Below are 19,527 nucleotides of genomic sequence, written 5' to 3'. Positions count from 1 at the left end.
GGCTTATCCGCGCGGAAAACCGGCGCCCAGCGGCGCCAGCTGCATCACGCGGCTGGTCACCACCCGGTTTTTGCCGCTGCGCTTCGCCTCGTACAACGCTTCGTCGGTCATGGCGATTGCCTTGTCCAACGTCATACCGGGCAGATACAGCGACACGCCGATGGACATCGTGATGTGCGCTTCGTCGTGTGCATTCAGCAAGAACGTCGAACTTTCCACCGCGCTGCGAATGCGCTCCGCCACCCCGCCGATGACCTGCGGATCGTAGCTGGCGGTGATCACTATAAACTCCTCGCCACCGTAGCGCCCGACGAAGTCCTCGTTACGCACGCTGTTTTGCAGCAGCCGACCGACGCTGGCCAGCAGCACGTCACCGGCCGGATGACCGTAGGTATCGTTGATGCTTTTAAAGTTATCCAAATCGAGGATCATCAACCCGCACGGGCGACGCTCGGCACGCTGCAGCATCAGCTGATAATCGACGCTGGCGCGGTTGTTGATGTGGGTCACACTGTCGGTCGTGGCACGCGCACGCATCGCGAAATAGGCGTAGATGTGGCGCTCTTTGAAATTCAGCGCATGATAGCAAATCGCCAGACAGAGCGCGGAGACCGCCTGGTACAGCAACACATCCGGCCACAGCCCGCTCATGTCCACCAGCAGCCACACCACCGCGATGCGATACAGCGCGATAATGCCGATCGTCAGGTAAAACGTCCGGTGGGATTTTTTCAGCCACACCTGCGACAGCAGCAGCGGCGCGATGATCGAGGCGATGAACAGGTTATCGACGGTGAAACCGCCGGTCAGCGCCATGGCGAACAGAAAACTCACCAGTCCGCTGACGCCGCCGCCGAAGAACGTCACCAGTATCATCGGGATCATCGCAAAGCTGTAATGTACCTTATCGGTCAACACCAGCCGATCCTGACTCAAATACAGCACCGCCACCCCGGCCAGCAGGCCGAACACGACGCGCTTCCACAGTGCGGAACGGTAGGAAAACGGGGCATTCTTGCTGAGAACGAAATAGCTTACCGACAGCGTGGCATAGGTGATGCAAGCGTCGCTGTAAAGGGTGGAAATGGACGCAATGTAAGTCATAGATAGTCAGCGCGCTCCTCGGGATCGCCAGGGGTAATGTACAGACGTTGAATAACGCATCCCTGTCGTCTCCGCTTCAGCGGCGGCCATTTTACACGGTCTATTAATAGAGTAGCAGTTCTATCTTATCGCCAAGCCGTCTATCTCACGACGCTCGCTTCAGGCTACTCTGTCCTTTGTATATCGGGGGAGAAACGCATGAATATCGACGATGAACTGCAGGCGCTCAGCGAACAGGAAGCGACGCTGGCCTTTACCCATTTTGACGCCACCACCGCCTGGGAGCTGGGCGCGGCGCTGAAAACCGCCGCCGAGCGACGCGGCCTGAGCATCGCCATCGAAATCCAACTGGCCGGGCAAACGCTGTTTTATTACGCCCTGCCGGGCGCCACGCCGGACATTGCCGACTGGGTGCGGCGCAAGCGCAATCTGGTGAACCATTTTCACAAAAGTTCGTACGCCATCGGCCTGCGTCTGCAGCAGCGGCAAACGTCGCTGGAGGAGCGCTACGGGCTGAGCGTGCGCGACTATTCGGTGCACGGTGGCGCCTTCCCGCTCACCCTGACCGGCCTCGGCTGCGTCGGCAGCATCAGCATTTCCGGCGCGCCGCAGAAGGAAGATCACCAGCTGTTGGTAAGCACTTTAGCCCACTTTCTCGGCTTATCCCTACCCGCTCTGCACTAACCGCCAAAACCTTGATTATTCCTTTCTTTTTCAGCCGCAGAATCTGCGGCTTACTTACCTCTTAACGGCATTTAGCGCCGGATAAAACGACGACTCTCTGATTTCCTGTGCCAAATTGACGCAGGTCTGGTAATCCGCTGAACAAAAGGCGTATGGTATCTGTCACGTGACAAGACGGACCTCATCGGGCCCGCCATTCCTTTCACTTTTGAAGATTTGGTACGCACCGTAGATGAAAACGCATGAAATAAACAAAATTCGCCCCTTCAGCGCGCTGATAGATGCCTGCTGGCGGGAACCTTATAGCCTGGCGCGGTTGCTGAAAGACGCCATCGCCGGGGTGACGGTCGGTATTATCGCCATTCCGCTGGCGATGGCGCTGGCGATCGCCAGCGGCGTGCCGCCGCAGTACGGCCTGTATACCGCCGCCATCGCCGGCATCGTCATCGCCGTCAGCGGCGGTTCGCGCTACAGCGTCTCCGGCCCCACCGCCGCCTTCGTGGTGATCCTCTATCCGGTCTCGCAGCAGTTTGGCCTGGCCGGCCTGCTGGTCGCCACGCTGATCTCCGGGGTATTTCTGCTGCTGATGGGGCTGGCGCGCTTTGGCCGGCTGATCGAATACATTCCGCTGCCGGTGACGCTGGGCTTTACCTCCGGCATTGCCATCACCATCGCCACCATGCAGATCAAGGACTTTTTCGGCCTGCAGCTGGCGCACACGCCGGAAAATTACGTTGGCAAGCTGTACGCCCTGCTGCAGGCGCTGCCAACGCTGGATCTCGGCGATACCCTGATCGGCGCCGTGACGCTGCTGATTCTGATCTTCTGGCCCAAGCTCGGCCTGCGGGTGCCCGGCCACCTGCCGGCGCTGCTGGCGGGCACCGCGCTGATGGGGCTGCTGACGCTGTTTGACCACCCGGTGGCGACCATCGGTTCCCGCTTCAGCTACCTGCTGGCCGATGGCAGCAGCGGCCAGGGCATTCCGCCGATCCTGCCGCAGCAGCTGCTGCCCTGGGATCTGCCGGGCGGCGGCGGGCAGCCGTTCACCCTGAGCTGGCAAACCGTTTCCGCCCTGTTGCCGGCGGCATTTTCGATGGCAATGCTCGGCGCGATCGAGTCGCTGCTGTGCGCAGTGGTGCTCGACGGCATGACCGGTAAGAAGCATAACTCGAACAGCGAACTGATCGGCCAAGGCGCGGGCAACATCATCGCGCCGTTCTTCGGCGGCATCACCGCGACCGCCGCAATTGCCCGTTCAGCGGCCAACGTGCGCGCCGGCGCCACCTCGCCGGTGTCCGCCATCATCCACGCGCTGCTGGTGCTGTTGGCGCTGCTGGTGCTGGCACCGTGGCTCTCTTATCTGCCGCTGGCGGCGATGGCGGCGCTGCTGTTGATGGTCGCCTGGAACATGAGCGAGGCCCACAAGGTGGTTTACCTGCTGCGCCGGGCGCCGAAGGACGACATTCTGGTACTGCTGCTGTGCATGTCGCTGACGGTGCTGTTCGACATGGTGATCGCCATTACCGTGGGCATCGTGTTGGCGTCGCTGCTGTTTATGCGCCGCATCGCCCGCATGACGCGGCTAAGCGAACTGAGCGCCGATGACGGCCGCCTGGTGCTGCGAGTGAATGGCCCGCTGTTCTTCGCCGCCGCCGAGCGCATCTTTACCGAACTGCTGACGCGCAGCGAAAGTTATCGCACGATCGTGCTGCAATGGGATGCGGTGCCGGTACTCGACGCCGGCGGTCTGAGCGCCCTGCGACGCTTTATCGACGTGTTGCCGGCGGACAAGAAACTGGTGATCACCGACGTGCCGTTCCAGCCGCTGAAAACCCTGGCGCGTGCGCGGGTGCAGCCGATCGAGGGCCGCTTGCAGTTCTATCCGACCCTGCCGGAAGCGCTGGCGGCCACCGGCGCCTAAACGTAAAAAAGCCCGACGAGTCGGGCTTTTTTTATGGCGACGAGCGCTTAGTTGCTGGTATCCAGCTCCGGGAAGCTCTTCACCAGGTCGTCGATGGCTTTCATCTGCGCCAGGAACGGCTCCAGCTTGTCCAACGGCAGCGCGGAAGGACCGTCGCACTTGGCGTTTTTCGGATCCGGGTGCGCTTCGAGGAACAGGCCGGCCAGGCCAACTGCCATACCGGCGCGCGCCAACTCGGCCACCTGAGCGCGGCGGCCGCCGGACGCGGCGCCGAACGGGTCGCGAGTCTGCAGCGCGTGAGTCACGTCGAAGATCACCGGATGGCCGCCGGTCACGTTCTTCATCACGTTGATGCCCAGCATGTCGACCACCAGGTTGTCATAGCCAAAGTTGCTGCCGCGATCGCACAGGATCACCTGGTCGTTGCCGCCTTCTTTGAACTTGTCGACGATGTTGCCCATCTGCCCCGGGCTGACGAACTGCGGTTTCTTGACGTTGATTACCGCGCCGGTTTTCGCCATCGCTTCCACCAGATCGGTCTGACGCGCCAGGAAGGCCGGCAGTTGGATCACGTCAACCACTTCGGAAACCGGCTGCGCCTGCGCCACTTCATGCACGTCGGTGATGATTTTCACGCCGAAGGTTTTCTTCAGCTCTTCGAAGATCTTCATCCCTTCTTCCAGGCCCGGACCGCGGTACGAGTGGATGGAAGAACGGTTGGCTTTGTCGAAAGAGGCTTTAAATACGTAAGGAATACCCAGTTTTTGCGTCACGGTGACGTAGTGCTCGCAGATGCTCATCGCCAGATCGCGCGATTCCAGCACGTTCATACCGCCAAACAGCACAAACGGCAGGTCGTTTGCTACGTCGATATCGCCAATGCTAACCACTTTCTGTTTCATGCTTTCGCCTTTGTTAAGGTTGTAACCGTCCCCTTGCAAACTGCACGGAGTCATTGAATTAATGCAGCGTCACTTGTTTCGGCTCAATCGAGTGGATCTGTACTTTGATCACTTCGCTGACCGGGTCTTCAGGACACTGCTCGACAAAATAGTTGAGATCGGAAATCGCGATGTGGTTGCACTCCAGCTGGGCATAAATCAGCCCGCGGTCGCGGATCTCGTAAGGATCTTCCGGATCGAAGCACAGCACCGTTTCGCTGGTGCGCAGCGCCATTTCCAACTGCTTTTCTTCCATCAGGGCGGCCTTCAGCGTATCCAACATCTTGCGCACCACCATGATGTTCTCCGACTCGTCGAGGTCGTCGTCTTCCAGTTCGGCGCCCAGCCCCAGGTTGCCCTTGATCCACACTTCCAGCTGGTGCTCGCTCAGGGTTTCGCCGTTCAGCGGGTTGATCAGCCACAGCTCTTCGTCCAGCCAATCGGCGCGCAGGATCAGCTGAGTGGGGAAAATCACCGGCAACAGAGGCAGATCCAGCGCGTTGGCGATGTGCAGGAAAATGGTGCCTAGCGAGACCGGCGTGCCCTGCCGCCCTTCCAGCACCTTGTCCAGCCAGATGGCGTCCGACAGGCGGTAAACGCCGCTGGCGCCGCCGAATCCCCAGGTTTTGTAGAACAGTTCGATGAGCACATCCAGTTGCTGCTCCTGAGTGATATCGACCGGCACCGCCGCACGCGCTTCATCCACCAGCTGTTGCAGCTTGCGCTCCACGTCGGCAGCGGGAAAATCGCGCCGCACCGACTGCGACACCAGGATCACCCCTTCGCTCAGCGGCGAGGTGTTAAATTCAAAATCAGCAATGCTACTCATAGGTATCCCATCAGAAACGGTATTTTCGTCGTGGCAAGTTTAATTATCAGATACAGACAGCCCAACGCCAGCACGAACGCCACGGTTCGCAGCCGCTGACTTTTGGTCTTCTTGCCCAATGCGACGTAGCCAAGCAGGATATAGATAATAACGCCAAACAGCTTCTCGGTCAGCCATGAGTCCATACCCAGCAGCGGATAAAACCCGAACGTCACCACCAGCGCGATGCCGCTGACGAACAGCAGCGTGTCGTTCAGGTGCGGCGCTACCTTGACCCAGCGGCGCCCCATGATCGGCGAGCGGCGCCACTGCCAAAAGAAACGCAGCACAAACAAGGTAATACTGATGGCGACCGTCAGCAAATGGAAATGTTTCAACGCAGTGTATGCAGTCATGATGCTCCCTTAAATGGCCCGGGCGTCGTTATTATGAGTGGCGCTTATCCCGGCCATTGGCCGAGCGTCACGCGGTCGTTGTCGCCGTAATCACGGTGGGTGGCGACAGCGGAAAATCCGGCGGCCTGCAGCAGCGCGCGCACGCTCTCGCCCTGCTGCCAACCATGTTCCAACAGCAGCCAGCCCTGCGGCTGCAAATAATGCGGCGCCTGGCGCACGATGGCGGCCAGATCCGCCAGCCCGTGCTCGGCGGCAACCAGCGCGCTACCGGGTTCAAAGCGCACGTCGCCCTGCGACAAATGCGGATCGGCGGCGTCGATATAGGGCGGATTGCTGGCGATCAGCGCGAAGCGTTGCCCCGCCACCGGCGCAAACCAGCTGCCCTGTAGAAATCGGACGTTGTCGATCTTCAGCTTGTGCGCATTGTGCTGCGCCAGCGCAACCGCCTCCGGCTGCACATCGATGCCGATAGCCGAACAATCCGGGCGCTCACTGGCCAGCGCCAGCGCGATGGCGCCGGTGCCGGTGCCGAGATCGAGGAAATGGCAGGGTTGCGGCGGCAGGCGCGCCAGCGCCAGTTCCACCAGGCATTCGGTATCCGGGCGTGGGATCAGCGTCGCCGGCGAGACCGACAGCGGCAGCGACCAAAACTCGCGCTCGCCCACCAGATAGGCCACCGGCTCACCGCGTTCGCGGCGCGCCAGCAGCGTCTCCAGCTGCTGTTGCTGCGGCGGCGTCAGCAGGGTTTCCCCGAACGCCATCAGGAAGGTTCTGGCCTTGCCGGTCACGAAACCCAACAGGATTTCCGCGTCGCGCCGGGCGCTGTCGCTGTGGGTCAAACGCGCGGCGGCGGCTTTCAGCCAGTATTGATAATCCATCACTCTTGCTCGGCGGACAGCGCAGCCAGCTGATCGGCCTGATACTCCTGCACGATCGGCTGGATCAGCATGTCCAGTTTGCCTTCCATCACTTCGTCCAGACGGTAGAGCGTCAGGTTGATGCGGTGGTCGGTTACCCGCCCCTGCGGGAAGTTGTAGGTGCGGTTGCGGTCGGAACGATCGCCGCTGCCCAGCAGGTTGCGGCGAGTGGACGCCTCGGCCTGCTGGCGCTTGGCCATCTCGGCGGCGCGAATGCGCGCGCCCAGCACCGACATCGCCTTGGCTTTGTTTTTGTGCTGCGAACGTTCGTCCTGGCACTCCACCACGATGCCGGTCGGCAGGTGGGTGATGCGGATCGCCGAGTCGGTGGTGTTAACGTGCTGGCCGCCGGCGCCGGAGGAGCGGAAGGTGTCGATTTTCAGATCGCCCGGGTTGATGTCCGGCAACTCGGCTTCCGGCACTTCCGGCATCACCGCCACGGTACAGGCGGAGGTGTGGATGCGCCCCTGGGATTCGGTTTCCGGCACGCGCTGCACGCGGTGCCCGCCGGATTCAAACTTCAGCTGACCGTACACGCCATCGCCGGAAACTTTGGCAATCACTTCTTTGAAACCGCCGTGTTCGCCTTCGTTGGCGCTCATCACCTCGACACGCCAGCGGCGGCTTTCCGCATAGCGGCTGTACATGCGGAACAGATCGCCGGCAAAGATCGCCGCCTCATCGCCGCCGGTGCCGGCGCGCACTTCGAGGAAGCAGCTGCGCTCATCGTCCGGATCTTTCGGCAGCAGCAACACCTGCAGCTGCTGCTCCAGCGCTTCGCTGGTCGCCCGCGCCTGTTTCAGCTCTTCCTGCGCCATCTCGCGCATTTCCGGATCGTCCAGCATCATTTCCGCCGTCTCCAGATCCTCCTGCACCTGACGCCATTCCAGGAAGCAGCGGCTGACGTCGGTCAGCTGCGCGTATTCTCGCGACAGCGCGCGGAACCGGTCTTGCTCGGCGATGACGCCGGCATCGCCGAGCAGCGCCTGCACTTCTTCATGGCGCTCTTGTAACGCTTCCAGTTTGGCAACAATAGAAGGCTTCATGCGTGGTAATAAACCCTGTTAATAGAGAAAACTAATGCTGATCCAGCCCGAGGCTGTCGCGTAATAACTGCAACCGCTCCACGTCGCCGTCGCCGGCGGCCTGCTGGAGGGATTTGGTAGGGGCATGAATAAGACGGTTGGTCAGTTTATGGGCCAGCTCGTGAATAACCTGCTCCACGTTGGCGCCCTGCGCGATGGCGGCCAGCGCTTTGGCCTCCATTTCCGCGCGAATTTGGTCAGCCTGCGAACGGTAGTCGCGGATGGTTTCCACCGCGCCCTGCGAACGCAGCCAGGCCATGAAGTTGATGCTTTCCTGCTGCACGATCGACTCCGCCTGCACCGCCGCCGCTTTGCGCTGCGCCAGGTTGCTTTGAATGATGGCGTGCAGATCGTCCACGCTGTACAGATAAGCGTTGGCCAGTTTGCCGACTTCCGGCTCGATATCGCGCGGTACGGCGATATCCACCAGCAGCATCGGCTGGTTGCGGCGCGCCTTAAGCGCGCGCTCCACCATCCCCTTACCGATGATCGGCAGCGGGCTGGCGGTGGAGCTGATGATGATGTCGGCGTCCGCCAGGCGTTCGTCGATCTCCGGCAGGGTGATCACTTCTGCGCCCACCTCGTCCGCCAGCAGCTGCGCGCGCTCGCGGGTGCGGTTGGCGATGATCATGTGCCGCACTTTGTGTTCGCGCAGGTGGCGCGCCACCAGCTCGATGGTTTCACCGGCGCCCACCAGCAAGACGTTGAGATCGGCCAGCGATTCGAAGATCTGCCGCGCTAGGGTACAGGCAGCAAACGCTACGGAGACCGCGCTGGCGCCGATTTCGGTTTCGGTGCGCACGCGCTTGGCGACGGAGAAGGATTTCTGGAACAGACGCTCCAGCTCGCCGGACAGCGACTGGCCGCGTTGCGACTCGGCGAAGGCCTTTTTCACCTGGCCGAGGATCTGCGGTTCGCCCAATACCAGTGAGTCCAACCCGCTGGCCACCCGCATCAGATGGCTGACCGCGTCGTTGCCCTGATGCCAGTACAGGCTTTTCTTCACCTCTTCCGGGCGCAGGTTGTGATATGCGCACAGCCAGGCGACCAGCTGCTCGTGCATGTGTTCCTGTTGCTCTACGCTGAGGTACAGCTCGGTGCGGTTGCAGGTGGACAACACGACACCGCCCTGCACCAACGGTTGTTGGAGCAAGCTGGTCAGCGCCTCATCGATGGACTCTGGCGAGAAGGTCACCCTTTCACGCAGAGAAACCGGAGCGGTTTTGTGATTTATACCTAACGCCAGCAGGGTCATTGCTTCGAGTAATACTTATCTTGGTACGGGTTCTCGTTGAACGGCATTCTACTTGATGCGCGGGATCAATAAAAGTAACAACCGCATCTTCCGTTCAATCGCTGTCATAGATGACATCAATTAATGAATAAGCAATAAATACAGCGGGATAAATAGTCATAGGCTAGGTTGATTGCTTAAATTTTAGCGCAGTTTGCGATAACGCGCACGCTATTCGGCGTACGCAACGGCGGCGTTTGCGCAACTCCGGCACCGCTTATCGGGCGCGCCTCCCCGCCTTTAGGCGATTGTGTTACGCTTAATGGCGACCCCGACGCGCGTACCGGGTTGGCATTGCGCCGGCAAAAGCGGAAAGATTCAACGCGATGCAGCAAAAAATTGACGCGCCGCCGCCGCCCCGTTAGCGTGAGCGCTGAATCCGGGTTTCGTCGCGCATGCCCGCAAGGACAAAAGGACAAGAGAAAGTTATGCCAATACGCAAAGTTAGTTTGCTCCGTCTGATCCCGCTGGCCAGCCTGGTGCTGGCCGCCTGTACCACCACCAAGCCGACCGGCCCGGCCACCAGCCCAACCTCACCGCAGTGGCGCGCCCATGAGCAGGCGGTGCAACAGCTCAGCACCTATCAGACCCGCGGCTCCTTCGCCTACTTGTCTGATCAGAAAAAAGTCTACGCCCGCTTCTTCTGGCAGCAGTTCTCGCCGGAGCGCTACCGCCTGCTGCTGACCAACCCGCTGGGCAGCACGGAAATGGATCTCAACGTGCAGAAAAACGTGGTGCAGCTGACCGACAACCAGGGCAAACGCTACGTCAGCGACAACCCGGAAGAGATGATCCGCAAGCTGACCGGCATGGCGATCCCGCTGAACAACCTGCGCCAGTGGATGCTCGGCCTGCCGGGCGAAGCCAGCGATTTTGCGCTGGATGACCAATATCGCCTGAGCAAACTGACCTACCAGCAAGGCGGCCAGACCTGGAAAGTGGATTACCAGGGCTACAGCAACGAGGTGCAGCCGACGCTGCCGAACCGCCTGGAGCTGCAGCAGGGCGACCAGCGCATCAAGCTGAAGATGGATAACTGGACGCTCAAATGATCCGCCAGTGGCCCTCCCCCGCGAAACTCAACCTGTTTTTGTACATCACCGGCCGTCGTGAAGACGGCTATCACCTGCTGCAGACGCTGTTCCAGTTTCTGGACTACGGCGATACCCTGACCATCGACCCTCGCCAGGACGACCGCATTCATCTGCTGACGCCGGTCGACGGCGTTCCAGACGAGCAGAACCTGATCGTGCGCGCCGCCCGCCTGCTGCAGCGCTATTGCGATGAACGCGGCCTGCAAACCGCGCCGCGCGGCGCCGACATCAGCATCGACAAGCGCCTGCCGATGGGCGGCGGTTTGGGCGGCGGTTCCTCCAACGCCGCCACCGTGCTGGTGGCGCTGAACGAACTGTGGCGCTGCGGTCTTGGCGACGACCAACTGGCAGCGCTGGGGCTCAGCCTCGGCGCCGACGTGCCGGTGTTCGTGCGCGGCCACGCCGCCTTCGCCGAAGGCATCGGCGAGCGCCTGCAGCCGGCCGAGCCGCAGGAAAAATGGTATCTGGTGGCGCATCCTGGCGTCGGCATCCCGACGCCGGTTATCTTCGGCGACCCCGAATTAAAAAGAAACACCCCGGTTCGCTCCTTAAGTGAGCTGTTGCAGGCGCCGTACGCAAATGATTGCGAACCGATCGCAAGAAAACGTTTTCGCGAGGTTGAACAGCTTCTTTCATGGCTGTTAGAATACGCCCCGTCACGCCTGACTGGCACAGGTGCTTGTGTGTTTGCTGAATTCGACACAGAAATCGCCGCCCGTCAGGTGTTAAATCAAGCCCCGGAGTGGTTGTGTGGTTTTGTAGCGCGCGGCGTTAACGTCTCCCCACTACATCGCATTCGTTCCGGGCGGTTTGAGTCGTAGCTCAACGTTTCGCTGCGCAGGGTCATGCACACCTGGCCCTGTTATCCCTGCGCTGCCTGCGGTCTCAATTTTAGTTTTACATACCCGTATGTATATTGCGCCGGCGTCGCCAACTGCCCCTTGGCGATGTCGTATGACAATATCTTCTCTGGACGCAAGCCTGAGGTTCTTCTCGTGCCTGATATGAAGCTTTTTGCTGGTAACGCCACCCCGGAACTAGCACAACGTATTGCCAACCGTTTGTACACCAGCCTTGGTGACGCCGCTGTAGGTCGTTTTAGCGACGGCGAAGTGAGCGTGCAAATCAACGAAAATGTACGCGGCGGTGATATTTTCATCATCCAGTCCACCTGTGCCCCGACCAACGACAACCTGATGGAACTGGTTGTGATGGTCGACGCCCTGCGTCGCGCCTCCGCAGGTCGTATTACCGCCGTTATCCCTTACTTCGGCTATGCCCGCCAGGATCGCCGCGTGCGTTCCGCGCGTGTACCCATCACCGCCAAGGTGGTTGCCGATTTCCTCTCCAGCGTAGGGGTTGACCGCGTTCTGACGGTGGATCTGCATGCTGAGCAGATTCAAGGCTTCTTCGACGTACCGGTAGACAACGTGTTCGGCAGCCCGATCCTGCTGGAAGACATGCTGCAGCAGAATCTGGAAAACCCGATCGTGGTTTCCCCGGACATCGGCGGCGTAGTGCGTGCTCGCGCCATCGCCAAACTGCTGAACGACACCGACATGGCCATCATCGACAAACGCCGCCCGCGCGCGAACGTTTCTCAGGTGATGCACATCATCGGTGACGTGGCAGGCCGCGACTGCGTGCTGGTCGACGACATGATCGACACCGGCGGTACCTTGTGTAAAGCGGCTGAAGCGTTGAAAGAACGCGGTGCCAAGCGCGTATTCGCCTACGCGACGCACCCGATCTTCTCCGGCAACGCCGTGGACAACATCAAGAACTCGGTGATTGATGAAGTGATCGTCTGCGACACCATTCCGCTGTCGCCGGAAATCAAGGCACTGAAAAACGTTCGCACTCTGACCCTGTCCGGCATGCTGGCTGAAGCCATCCGCCGCATCAGCAACGAAGAGTCGATCTCTGCGATGTTCGAGCATTGATTCGTCGTCTTTCCGGTGCGGCGCCCACCGTGCCGGAAAGATAGCGAGCCCGACAGCAGAAAAAGAAAAACCCGTTGGTGCGTGAGCAACAACGGGTTTTCTACTCGTAGTCCAACATGACCTCAGACCTTAATGCACGGCAGATATTCCCTTGCCCTGCTCTTGCTTCCCTTCTGATTTTTTAATCAATGCGACGAACGATGTTGGTCGTTACGGCACCGTTTATCAAAGTGTTTTACCCACCAGTAGCGATCCGCCACCTGCTCGCGGCCGCCTATACGCGCGCCCACCAGCCATAACAGCGCGCCGACGAAGATACTCATGATGGCGCCGTGGGCGAAAAATTGCGGTAAATTGAACTGGGAAACTTCAGCAATAATGGAGTATCCAACGCCGCCGATCATCACGACCAGCCCCAGCCCCATAAAAAAGTTGCCCATTCTGTCCGCGCTTCTACGTTTCATATGCCACCTCCATGATTGCCATGTGCCAACCGGGATAACGCTGCAACTTGTTAACCCACTTTGATAAGTTAAGTATAGTCCTTGTTATGGCAAGGGGATTGCGGAGGCGATCACAAATGGTAAAGAATTATTGACACTTCTTAACACGCCACTGAAAATTAGCAGACAAATTGAATGATTCAGCTAATGAATCATTCGTCTTTCTTACCAACGCCGAAGGCAGAGATCGGATTTTGTCATTCACCGCCCCGACAGGTAGACTAAGGCCCTTTCCATTACCCTGATCATAGTGAATCTCCCAGTGAGCAGTATTAAATTGATAGTCGGCCTGGCCAACCCGGGCGCGGAATACGCCCAGACACGCCACAACGCCGGCGCCTGGTACGTCGATCTGCTGGCACAGCGCCACAATCAGCAGTTGAAAGAAGAGAGCAAGTTCTTCGGCTACACCGCCCGTTTGAATCTGGCGGGCAACGACGTGCGCCTGCTGGTGCCGACCACCTTCATGAACCTGAGCGGCAAAGCGGTGCTGGCGATGGCCAATTTCTACCGCATCGAACCCAACGAGATCCTGGTGGCGCACGACGAGCTGGATCTGCCGCCCGGCGTGGCAAAAATCAAGCTCGGCGGCGGCAACGGCGGCCACAACGGCCTGAAAGACATCCAAAACAAGTTCGGCAATAACCCGAACTTCTACCGCCTACGCATCGGCATCGGCCATCCGGGCGACAAGAACAAGGTGGTGGGCTTCGTGCTCGGCAAGCCGCCGGCCAGCGAGCAGAAGATGATTGACGAAGCGATCGACGAGTCGCTGCGCTGCACCGAGATGCTGATGAAGGACGGGCTGGAAAAAACCGTTCAGCGCCTGCACAGCTTCAAGGCGCAGGCCTGAACCTTACCGCAGCGGGCGCCCTGCCCGCTGCCGGCTTTTAGCCGCGCGGGTTGAAGGTCTCCTCGCCCACGCGGCGGTCATCGGCGGCGAACCCCTCCTCCGCCACGTAATACTGCGGATCGTCCAGTTCATGGCTGCAGAACGGCCCGGCGCGCTTGAGCAGGCGCACGCAGTCACCGCTCAGGTGGCGCAGACGAATGCTTTTCCCCGCCGCCAGATAACGCGCCGTCAGCTTATCGATCGCTTCTACGCCGCTGGAATCCATCACCCGGGTGCCGGCAAAGTCCAGCACCACGTTCTGCGGATCGCCTTGCGGCTCGAACAGCTCGGCAAAAGCCGCGGCCGAGCCGAAGAACAGCGGACCATCGAGCCGATACACCGCCACGTCGCCCGTCACCTGCCGCTGGCGCACGCGGATGCGTGCCTGCTGCCAGGCGAACACCAGCGCCGAGATAATCACCCCGCTGATCACCGCCACCGCCAGATCGGTAAAGATGGTGATCAACGTGACGGCGATCATCACCAGCGCGTCCGCCTTCGGCATACGACGCAAACGGCGCAGCGAACTCCACTCGAAAGTGTTGTAACACACCACCAGCATCACCCCGGCCAGCGCCGCCACTGGCAGCAGGCCGATATAGCGCGACAGGCTAACCACAAATAAAATCAGCAGGATAGCGCCCACCGTGCCGGAGATGCGCCCGCGCCCGCCCGAGGTGAAGTTGATGATCGACTGGCCGATCATCGCACAACCGGCGAAGCAGCCGAACAGGCCGCACACCGCGTTACCGGCGCCCTGCGCGATACTCTCGCGGTTGCCGTTCCCCTTCTTGCCGCCCATTTCATCCAGCACCGTCATGGTCAGCAGCGATTCAATCAAACCGACCAGGGCAATCACTACTGCATAGGGTAGCACCACCCGCACCATCTCCAGGGTAAACGGCGCCGTCGGCAGGCTGAAGTGCGGCAGCGCGCCGGAAATGTCCGCCAGATCGCCCACCCGCAGCGTATGCAGATTGAGGCCGATCGCCAACGCCGAGACCACCAGCAGCGCCGCCAGCGAAGACGGAATGGCTTTGGTCAGGCGCGGGAACAGCACCACCACCGCAATCGCCAGCGCCACCAGGCCGTACATCAGCGGGCCCTGCCCGGCGATCATCTTCAACTGCGCCAGCATGATGACGATCGCCAGACCGTTGACGAAGCCGTGGATCGCCGGCAGCGGCACCAGACGAATGAACTTGCCCAGCCGAAAGGCGCCGATCAGGATTTGAATCCCCCCGGCAAACAGCGTGGCCCACAGTACGTAACCCATGCCGTACTGCGCCGCCAGGCTCATCAGCACCACCACAATGGAACCTGCGGCGCCGGAAACCATGCCCGGCTTGCCGCCGAACAGCGCCGTGACCAGGCCGATAATAAACGCGGTATGCAAACCGACGATCGGCGAAAGACCGGCGACCAGCGAAAAGCCGACCGCCTCGGGGATCATCGAAACCGCCACCACAAAGCCCGCCAGGACTTCATTTTTAACGTCCGCGATCCTGACGTTACTCAGGTTAAACATGCATTATTCACTTATGACAGATGACATCATCTCCCCGCGTAGCGGGTATGGGGTACCGCAAGGGGCGGCAGACTGCTGGCGGGCACAGCTCAGGGTGGCGTAGGCAAGAAATACATCCGGCGCGTTTCCTGTCGGTTAATCGGAACGGCCAGTATGGGTAAATGTGATCCAAATCTCAATCAAAAACCGGTCGCCCGCGCTGCACTCGCCCCAGCCAAGCAAGTCTGATCGAGATAAACGCCCATTACGTGTATAATGGCGGCATTATTTTGCCCTTTATGCAGTTGGTTAAATATAACCGACTGATAGTTAAGATATTTAAGGTGATTACAACATGGGATTCAAATGCGGTATCGTCGGCCTGCCTAACGTAGGCAAATCCACCCTGTTCAACGCGTTGACCAAAGCGGGCATTGAAGCAGCCAACTTCCCGTTCTGCACCATTGAACCGAACACCGGTGTGGTGCCGATGCCCGATCCGCGTCTGGATAAGCTGGCCGAGATCGTCAAGCCGCAGCGCATTCTGCCGACCACCATGGAATTCGTCGACATCGCCGGCCTGGTGAAAGGCGCGTCCAAAGGTGAAGGCCTGGGCAACCAGTTCCTGACCAACATCCGCGAAACCGAAGCCATCGGCCACGTGGTGCGCTGCTTCGAGAACGACAACATCATCCACGTCAACAACAAGGTCGATCCGGCCGAAGACATCGACGTGATCAACACCGAGCTGGCGCTGTCTGACCTGGACACCTGCGAGCGCGCCATCCACCGCGTGCAGAAGAAAGCCAAAGGCGGCGACAAAGACGCCAAAGCCGAGCTGGCGGCGCTGGAGAAATGTCTGCCGCACCTGGAAAACGCCGGCATGCTGCGCGCACTGGATCTGACCGATGAAGACAAGGCGGCGATCAAATACCTGAGCTTCCTGACGCTGAAGCCGACCATGTACATCGCCAACGTCAACGAAGACGGCTTCGAGAACAACCCGTACCTGGACACCGTGCGTAAAATCGCCGACGCCGAAGGCTCCGTGGTGGTTGCCGTGTGCGCCGCCGTGGAATCCGACATCGCCGAGCTGGAAGACGAAGATCGCGACGAGTTCATGGCAGAACTGGGCCTGGAAGAGCCGGGCCTGAACCGCGTGATCCGCGCCGGTTATGAACTGCTGAACCTGCAAACCTACTTCACCGCCGGCGTGAAAGAAGTGCGCGCCTGGACCATCCCGGTGGGCGCCACCGCCCCGCAGGCGGCCGGCAAGATCCACACCGACTTCGAGAAAGGCTTTATCCGCGCCCAAACCATCTCCTATGACGATTTCATCACCTACAAGGGTGAGCAAGGCGCCAAAGAAGCCGGCAAAATGCGCTCCGAAGGTAAAGACTACATCGTCAAAGACGGCGACGTAATGAACTTCTTGTTTAACGTCTAAGCCTCTCTCCGCAGCGCTTTTCTGCGCTGCCGGAAACGGAAAAATCCACGCTTCGGCGTGGATTTTTTTTGTCTCCAGGGCCTGCGTTTTGGCAACCAGGACGCTGTCTCACCCTCCCGGTTCTTTCCCACTGAACGATCTTCGCCGTACGTTTTATTGCGCCCTTCATGACGGCATTATCCGCATCGCTGCACGAAAAATGGCTCTCGTGTTGATACTTTGTCCTACAGGAAAAAGCTTGTCATCTTCCGTTGCAGTCTTATAATGAGTGTTTACTCACTTATTAAAGGAACCTCAAAGTGGCCCGTCCCCGCAGTGAAGAAAAGCAGCAGGCGCTCTTGCAGGCCGCCACCGACATTTTTGCCGAACAAGGATTAGCGGCGCCCACATCGGCCATCGCCAGGAAGGCTGGCGTCTCGGAGGGTACGCTGTTCCGCTACTTTGAAAATAAGGACGTACTGCTGAGCGCAGTCTGCGACTACCTGCTTGATGAAATGGAGTGCCTGCTGACGCAAAGCTTACAGGGCGTTTTGCCGGGTAAAGATCACATGCAGGCCGCCTGGGATGCCTACATTGACTGGGCGCTCGCCAATCCCGCCGCGTATGCGACAGGAAACAAATTGATGGTCTCCGGCAAGTTATCCAGCGCGCAGAGGGAAAGAAGCGTACGGTTCGGTGATATTTCCCAACTGGGTATTCCGTTGGTCCAGGGGCTGGATTTACCGCAGTCGAGCGAGTTTCAGGGCATGATCTGCACGGTAATGGCCAATGGCGTTATCGATATGGCCGTTCAAAAACCTCACCTGCTGGATATTTACAAACGCGCAGGTTATGAAGCCATGATGCGAGCCATTGAGCTTCCTGACGTTCATACAGCCATCTAGCTTCTTTTTTTAATTATATAATGAGTACGTACTCACGCATTAAAAAGACACGACAATCATGCCACCCGTTTCAAAACTAAAAATGCTGCGAACACGGGCCTATCCAAGGCTCCGCCGACTCATATTCGTTTCTCTGTTTCTCAGCGTGTCTTTGATCCTCTGCGCTTGCGCAACCGCACCTGCATCAGACCGTTTGTCAGGAACCCAGCATGTTCCAACAACATGGCGGGCCTCCCTGCCTGGCTCAGCGCACGTGTCTGTGTGGAATGCATGGCCCCCCGCCCGAAATGAATCCGGCGCCCGGCGCTTGCGCGCTCCGGCCGGCAAGCCCAGTCACGTAGAGAATGAGCGCGCAGCAAAAACGCCAGTTGCGCGCGCAAATTTGGAGTGCGTTCAAGCGTTATGGAATGACGCCCGCAAACTGGTTGCGACAGAGGCTGCGGCCCTCTATTACGCCTCGCGTACCTGCCGGCGACAACACGCGTTCTCTACCCAAAGCGCGCCATTGCCTGAATCCTTCGAATGGGCGATACAAACGCCCCCTCGCCGGGCGTCTCAATCTGCTCAGAAGGAAGTCGCCGGTCGTGGCAAGACCGCTGCCGATGGAAGCGGGATCAACCGCCACACAACCAAGCATTCGGTTCCCTGGACGTTGGATCTATCGCGCGTGGATACCGATCCCGGTGAAAGTGTGGCGGGTTGGCAGGCTGAACCGCATGAGCATCATAGCCGCGTGCGATCGACAGTGCGGAAGTGGATACGGCGTCTGTTCACTTCGTCAGAGCGAGCAATGCTTCAACGCCAGGCTGAACCGCTGCAGGACAGCGCCGTATTCGTTTGAAATTCAATACAGAGCAATACATCGCCGCGCCGCTGGCGACAGGTTCGACAAATCATTCACCTTATGGGTTCTCCCGATGACACAACTGATAGCTAAAAACACGCGTCCCCGCTTTTGGTCTTTGCGGACCCTGCATGCAGCCGTGCTGGCGATGCCGATTGCCGCCGCCTTATCGGCCTGCGATACGCCGGCGGACAAGGTTGCCCCACCGGCAGATAAACCGACGCTGACAGTGACCCTGACAACGCCGGCAAGACAGTCCCTTTCCCGCACCGTCACGGCCAATGGCTCTGTTGCGGCCTGGCAAGAGGCGATCATCAGCCCGGAAGCCAATGGGCTGCGCGTGCAAAAACTGTTGGTGCAGGAAGGGGATGTGGTGCGCCAGGGCCAACCGCTGGCGGAATTTACACGCGACTCCGTGATGAATGACTGGCTGCTGGCGAAAGCCGATCTCAACGAAGCGAAAGCAGTCGCGTTGAATGCGCAAGCGGATGGAAAACGCGCGCGATTGCTGCGCGGTGTCGGCAGCCTGAGTGAACAGGATATCCAAAAACTGTTAACCCAGGAAAAGACGGCGCAGGCGCGTCTGGAGTCGGCGAAAGCACGCATGGCGGCCCAGCAGTTGCGACTGGACCAGACGATATTGCGCGCCCCCGACGACGGCATCATCTCCGCGCGATCGGCCACGATCGGTTCAGTTCCTATGCAAAGCACTGAAATGTTCCGCCTGATCCGCCAGGGAAAATTTGAATGGCGAGCGGAATTGTCGGCGCAGCAGCTGGAACAAATCCAACCGGGGCAAAAAGCGCAGATCGCTTCACCTGGCGGTAACACCTGGGAAGGCGTCGTACGCCTGGCCGCCCCCACCGTCAATTCAACCTCGCGCCGTGGGATTGCCTATGTGGACATCCTCCCATCGACAGCGAAGAACGCCTCTCCCATTCGGCCCGGCACGTATGCCAGCGGTCTGATTACGGTCGGCGATCGGCAAGGGCTGACCGTGCCGCAATCCGCCGTCGTGGCGCGCGACGGTTTTCACCTGGTGTTCACCGTAGATGACGAGATGCGTGCACATCCGCTTAAAGTCGCGGTAGGCCGTCTGGTGAATGACCAGCAGGAGATCCTGTCCGGTCTTCAAGGCGCGGAACGCATCGTCGCCAGCGGCGGCGTATTCCTCAATGAGGGCGATAAAGTCCAATTGGCCAACACCACCGATGCTTCCCACTCATCGGAAGCGCGCTAAGAG

General features: G+C 59.6%; 18 protein-coding genes. 9 read left to right on the top strand and 9 right to left on the bottom strand.

The annotated features are described in order from the left end of the window. Positions 1 to 3: 3 nt before the first annotated feature. On the bottom strand, positions 4 to 1,104 hold the full coding sequence (locus ACMGGW_RS08425; protein WP_167324246.1) for a GGDEF domain-containing protein: 1,101 nt from the start codon (positions 1,102 to 1,104) through the stop codon (positions 4 to 6). A gap of 198 nt (positions 1,105 to 1,302) precedes the next feature. Between ACMGGW_RS08425 and ACMGGW_RS08420 the strand changes: the two genes are divergently transcribed. Together ACMGGW_RS08420 and dauA are read left to right on the top strand one after the other, a co-directional pair. After that, positions 1,303 to 1,788 carry a heme-degrading domain-containing protein gene (locus ACMGGW_RS08420; protein WP_141969348.1) on the top strand — a complete coding sequence of 162 codons (486 nt, stop codon included), beginning with the start codon at positions 1,303 to 1,305 and terminating at the stop codon, positions 1,786 to 1,788. A 232-nt stretch (positions 1,789 to 2,020) separates the two neighbouring features. Then, the gene (dauA, locus tag ACMGGW_RS08415; RefSeq protein ID WP_197832165.1) at positions 2,021 to 3,709 is read left to right on the top strand and encodes a C4-dicarboxylic acid transporter DauA; all 1,689 of its coding nucleotides are present in this window, start codon (positions 2,021 to 2,023) and stop codon (positions 3,707 to 3,709) included. A gap of 47 nt (positions 3,710 to 3,756) precedes the next feature. On the opposite strand, the gene kdsA is transcribed toward dauA, so the two are convergent. The 6 genes from kdsA to hemA are packed head-to-tail and all read right to left on the bottom strand — an operon-like array spanning position 3,757 to position 9,131. After that, complete coding sequence (gene kdsA / locus ACMGGW_RS08410; protein WP_141997833.1) at positions 3,757 to 4,611, bottom strand: 3-deoxy-8-phosphooctulonate synthase; 855 nt, start codon at positions 4,609 to 4,611, stop codon at positions 3,757 to 3,759. A gap of 58 nt (positions 4,612 to 4,669) precedes the next feature. Further along, the gene (gene sirB1 / locus ACMGGW_RS08405) at positions 4,670 to 5,479 is read right to left on the bottom strand and encodes an invasion regulator SirB1 (protein WP_197826551.1); all 810 of its coding nucleotides are present in this window, start codon (positions 5,477 to 5,479) and stop codon (positions 4,670 to 4,672) included. After that, a complete protein-coding gene (locus tag ACMGGW_RS08400) occupies positions 5,476 to 5,877 on the bottom strand; it encodes a SirB2 family protein (protein ID WP_170310367.1) in 402 nt (133 codons plus the stop codon). Before ACMGGW_RS08400 ends, sirB1 begins: the two co-directional genes overlap by 4 nt. 41 nt (positions 5,878 to 5,918) lie before the next feature. After that, on the bottom strand, positions 5,919 to 6,752 hold the full coding sequence (gene prmC, locus ACMGGW_RS08395) for a peptide chain release factor N(5)-glutamine methyltransferase (protein ID WP_025302495.1): 834 nt from the start codon (positions 6,750 to 6,752) through the stop codon (positions 5,919 to 5,921). Then, a complete protein-coding gene (prfA, locus tag ACMGGW_RS08390) occupies positions 6,752 to 7,837 on the bottom strand; it encodes a peptide chain release factor 1 (RefSeq protein WP_016928099.1) in 1,086 nt (361 codons plus the stop codon). The genes prmC and prfA overlap by 1 nt, the downstream gene beginning before the upstream one ends. 31 nt (positions 7,838 to 7,868) lie before the next feature. Beyond that, entirely contained in the window at positions 7,869 to 9,131 is a 1,263-nt protein-coding gene (gene hemA / locus ACMGGW_RS08385) for a glutamyl-tRNA reductase (RefSeq protein ID WP_025302494.1), read from the bottom strand. A 467-nt stretch (positions 9,132 to 9,598) separates the two neighbouring features. Here hemA and lolB point away from each other — a divergent pair, with 467 nt between their 5' ends. From lolB to prs, 3 genes are all read left to right on the top strand, one after another. Beyond that, positions 9,599 to 10,222, top strand: coding sequence for a lipoprotein insertase outer membrane protein LolB (gene lolB / locus ACMGGW_RS08380; protein ID WP_025302493.1), 624 nt, complete (start codon positions 9,599 to 9,601; stop codon positions 10,220 to 10,222). After that, the gene (gene ispE / locus ACMGGW_RS08375) at positions 10,219 to 11,085 is read left to right on the top strand and encodes a 4-(cytidine 5'-diphospho)-2-C-methyl-D-erythritol kinase (protein ID WP_049207164.1); all 867 of its coding nucleotides are present in this window, start codon (positions 10,219 to 10,221) and stop codon (positions 11,083 to 11,085) included. The genes lolB and ispE overlap by 4 nt, the downstream gene beginning before the upstream one ends. Positions 11,086 to 11,259: 174 nt before the next feature. Then, positions 11,260 to 12,207 (top strand): ribose-phosphate diphosphokinase, encoded by a 948-nt coding sequence (prs, locus tag ACMGGW_RS08370; protein WP_004941061.1) that lies wholly within the window; start codon positions 11,260 to 11,262, stop codon positions 12,205 to 12,207. A 185-nt stretch (positions 12,208 to 12,392) separates the two neighbouring features. On the opposite strand, the gene ychH is transcribed toward prs, so the two are convergent. Further along, a complete protein-coding gene (gene ychH, locus ACMGGW_RS08365; protein ID WP_025302491.1) occupies positions 12,393 to 12,671 on the bottom strand; it encodes a stress-induced protein YchH in 279 nt (92 codons plus the stop codon). 301 nt (positions 12,672 to 12,972) lie between these two features. On the opposite strand from ychH, the gene pth reads away from it, so the two are divergent. Further along, entirely contained in the window at positions 12,973 to 13,563 is a 591-nt protein-coding gene (gene pth, locus ACMGGW_RS08360) for an aminoacyl-tRNA hydrolase (protein ID WP_004941053.1), read from the top strand. A 37-nt stretch (positions 13,564 to 13,600) separates the two neighbouring features. Here pth and ACMGGW_RS08355 read toward each other — a convergent pair whose 3' ends face one another. Continuing rightward, positions 13,601 to 15,130 (bottom strand): SulP family inorganic anion transporter, encoded by a 1,530-nt coding sequence (locus ACMGGW_RS08355; protein WP_025302490.1) that lies wholly within the window; start codon positions 15,128 to 15,130, stop codon positions 13,601 to 13,603. A 334-nt stretch (positions 15,131 to 15,464) separates the two neighbouring features. Here ACMGGW_RS08355 and ychF point away from each other — a divergent pair, with 334 nt between their 5' ends. From ychF to ACMGGW_RS08340, 3 genes are all read left to right on the top strand, one after another. Then, positions 15,465 to 16,556, top strand: coding sequence for a redox-regulated ATPase YchF (ychF, locus tag ACMGGW_RS08350; protein ID WP_089191566.1), 1,092 nt, complete (start codon positions 15,465 to 15,467; stop codon positions 16,554 to 16,556). A gap of 299 nt (positions 16,557 to 16,855) precedes the next feature. Then, positions 16,856 to 17,440: a TetR/AcrR family transcriptional regulator gene (locus ACMGGW_RS08345; RefSeq protein WP_025302488.1), complete on the top strand. Its 585-nt coding sequence runs from the start codon at positions 16,856 to 16,858 to the stop codon at positions 17,438 to 17,440. Between the two features lie 917 nt (positions 17,441 to 18,357). Then, positions 18,358 to 19,524, top strand: a complete 1,167-nt coding sequence (locus tag ACMGGW_RS08340) for an efflux RND transporter periplasmic adaptor subunit (RefSeq protein WP_237651454.1) — start codon at positions 18,358 to 18,360, stop codon at positions 19,522 to 19,524. Positions 19,525 to 19,527 lie beyond the last annotated feature (3 nt).

The organism is Serratia sp. BNK-4 (assembly GCF_048685115.1).
GTDB lineage: Bacteria > Pseudomonadota > Gammaproteobacteria > Enterobacterales > Enterobacteriaceae > Serratia > Serratia bockelmannii.
The sequence above is the reverse complement of the archived record's forward strand: the minus strand, read 5'-3'. Positions and strand labels throughout refer to the sequence as shown.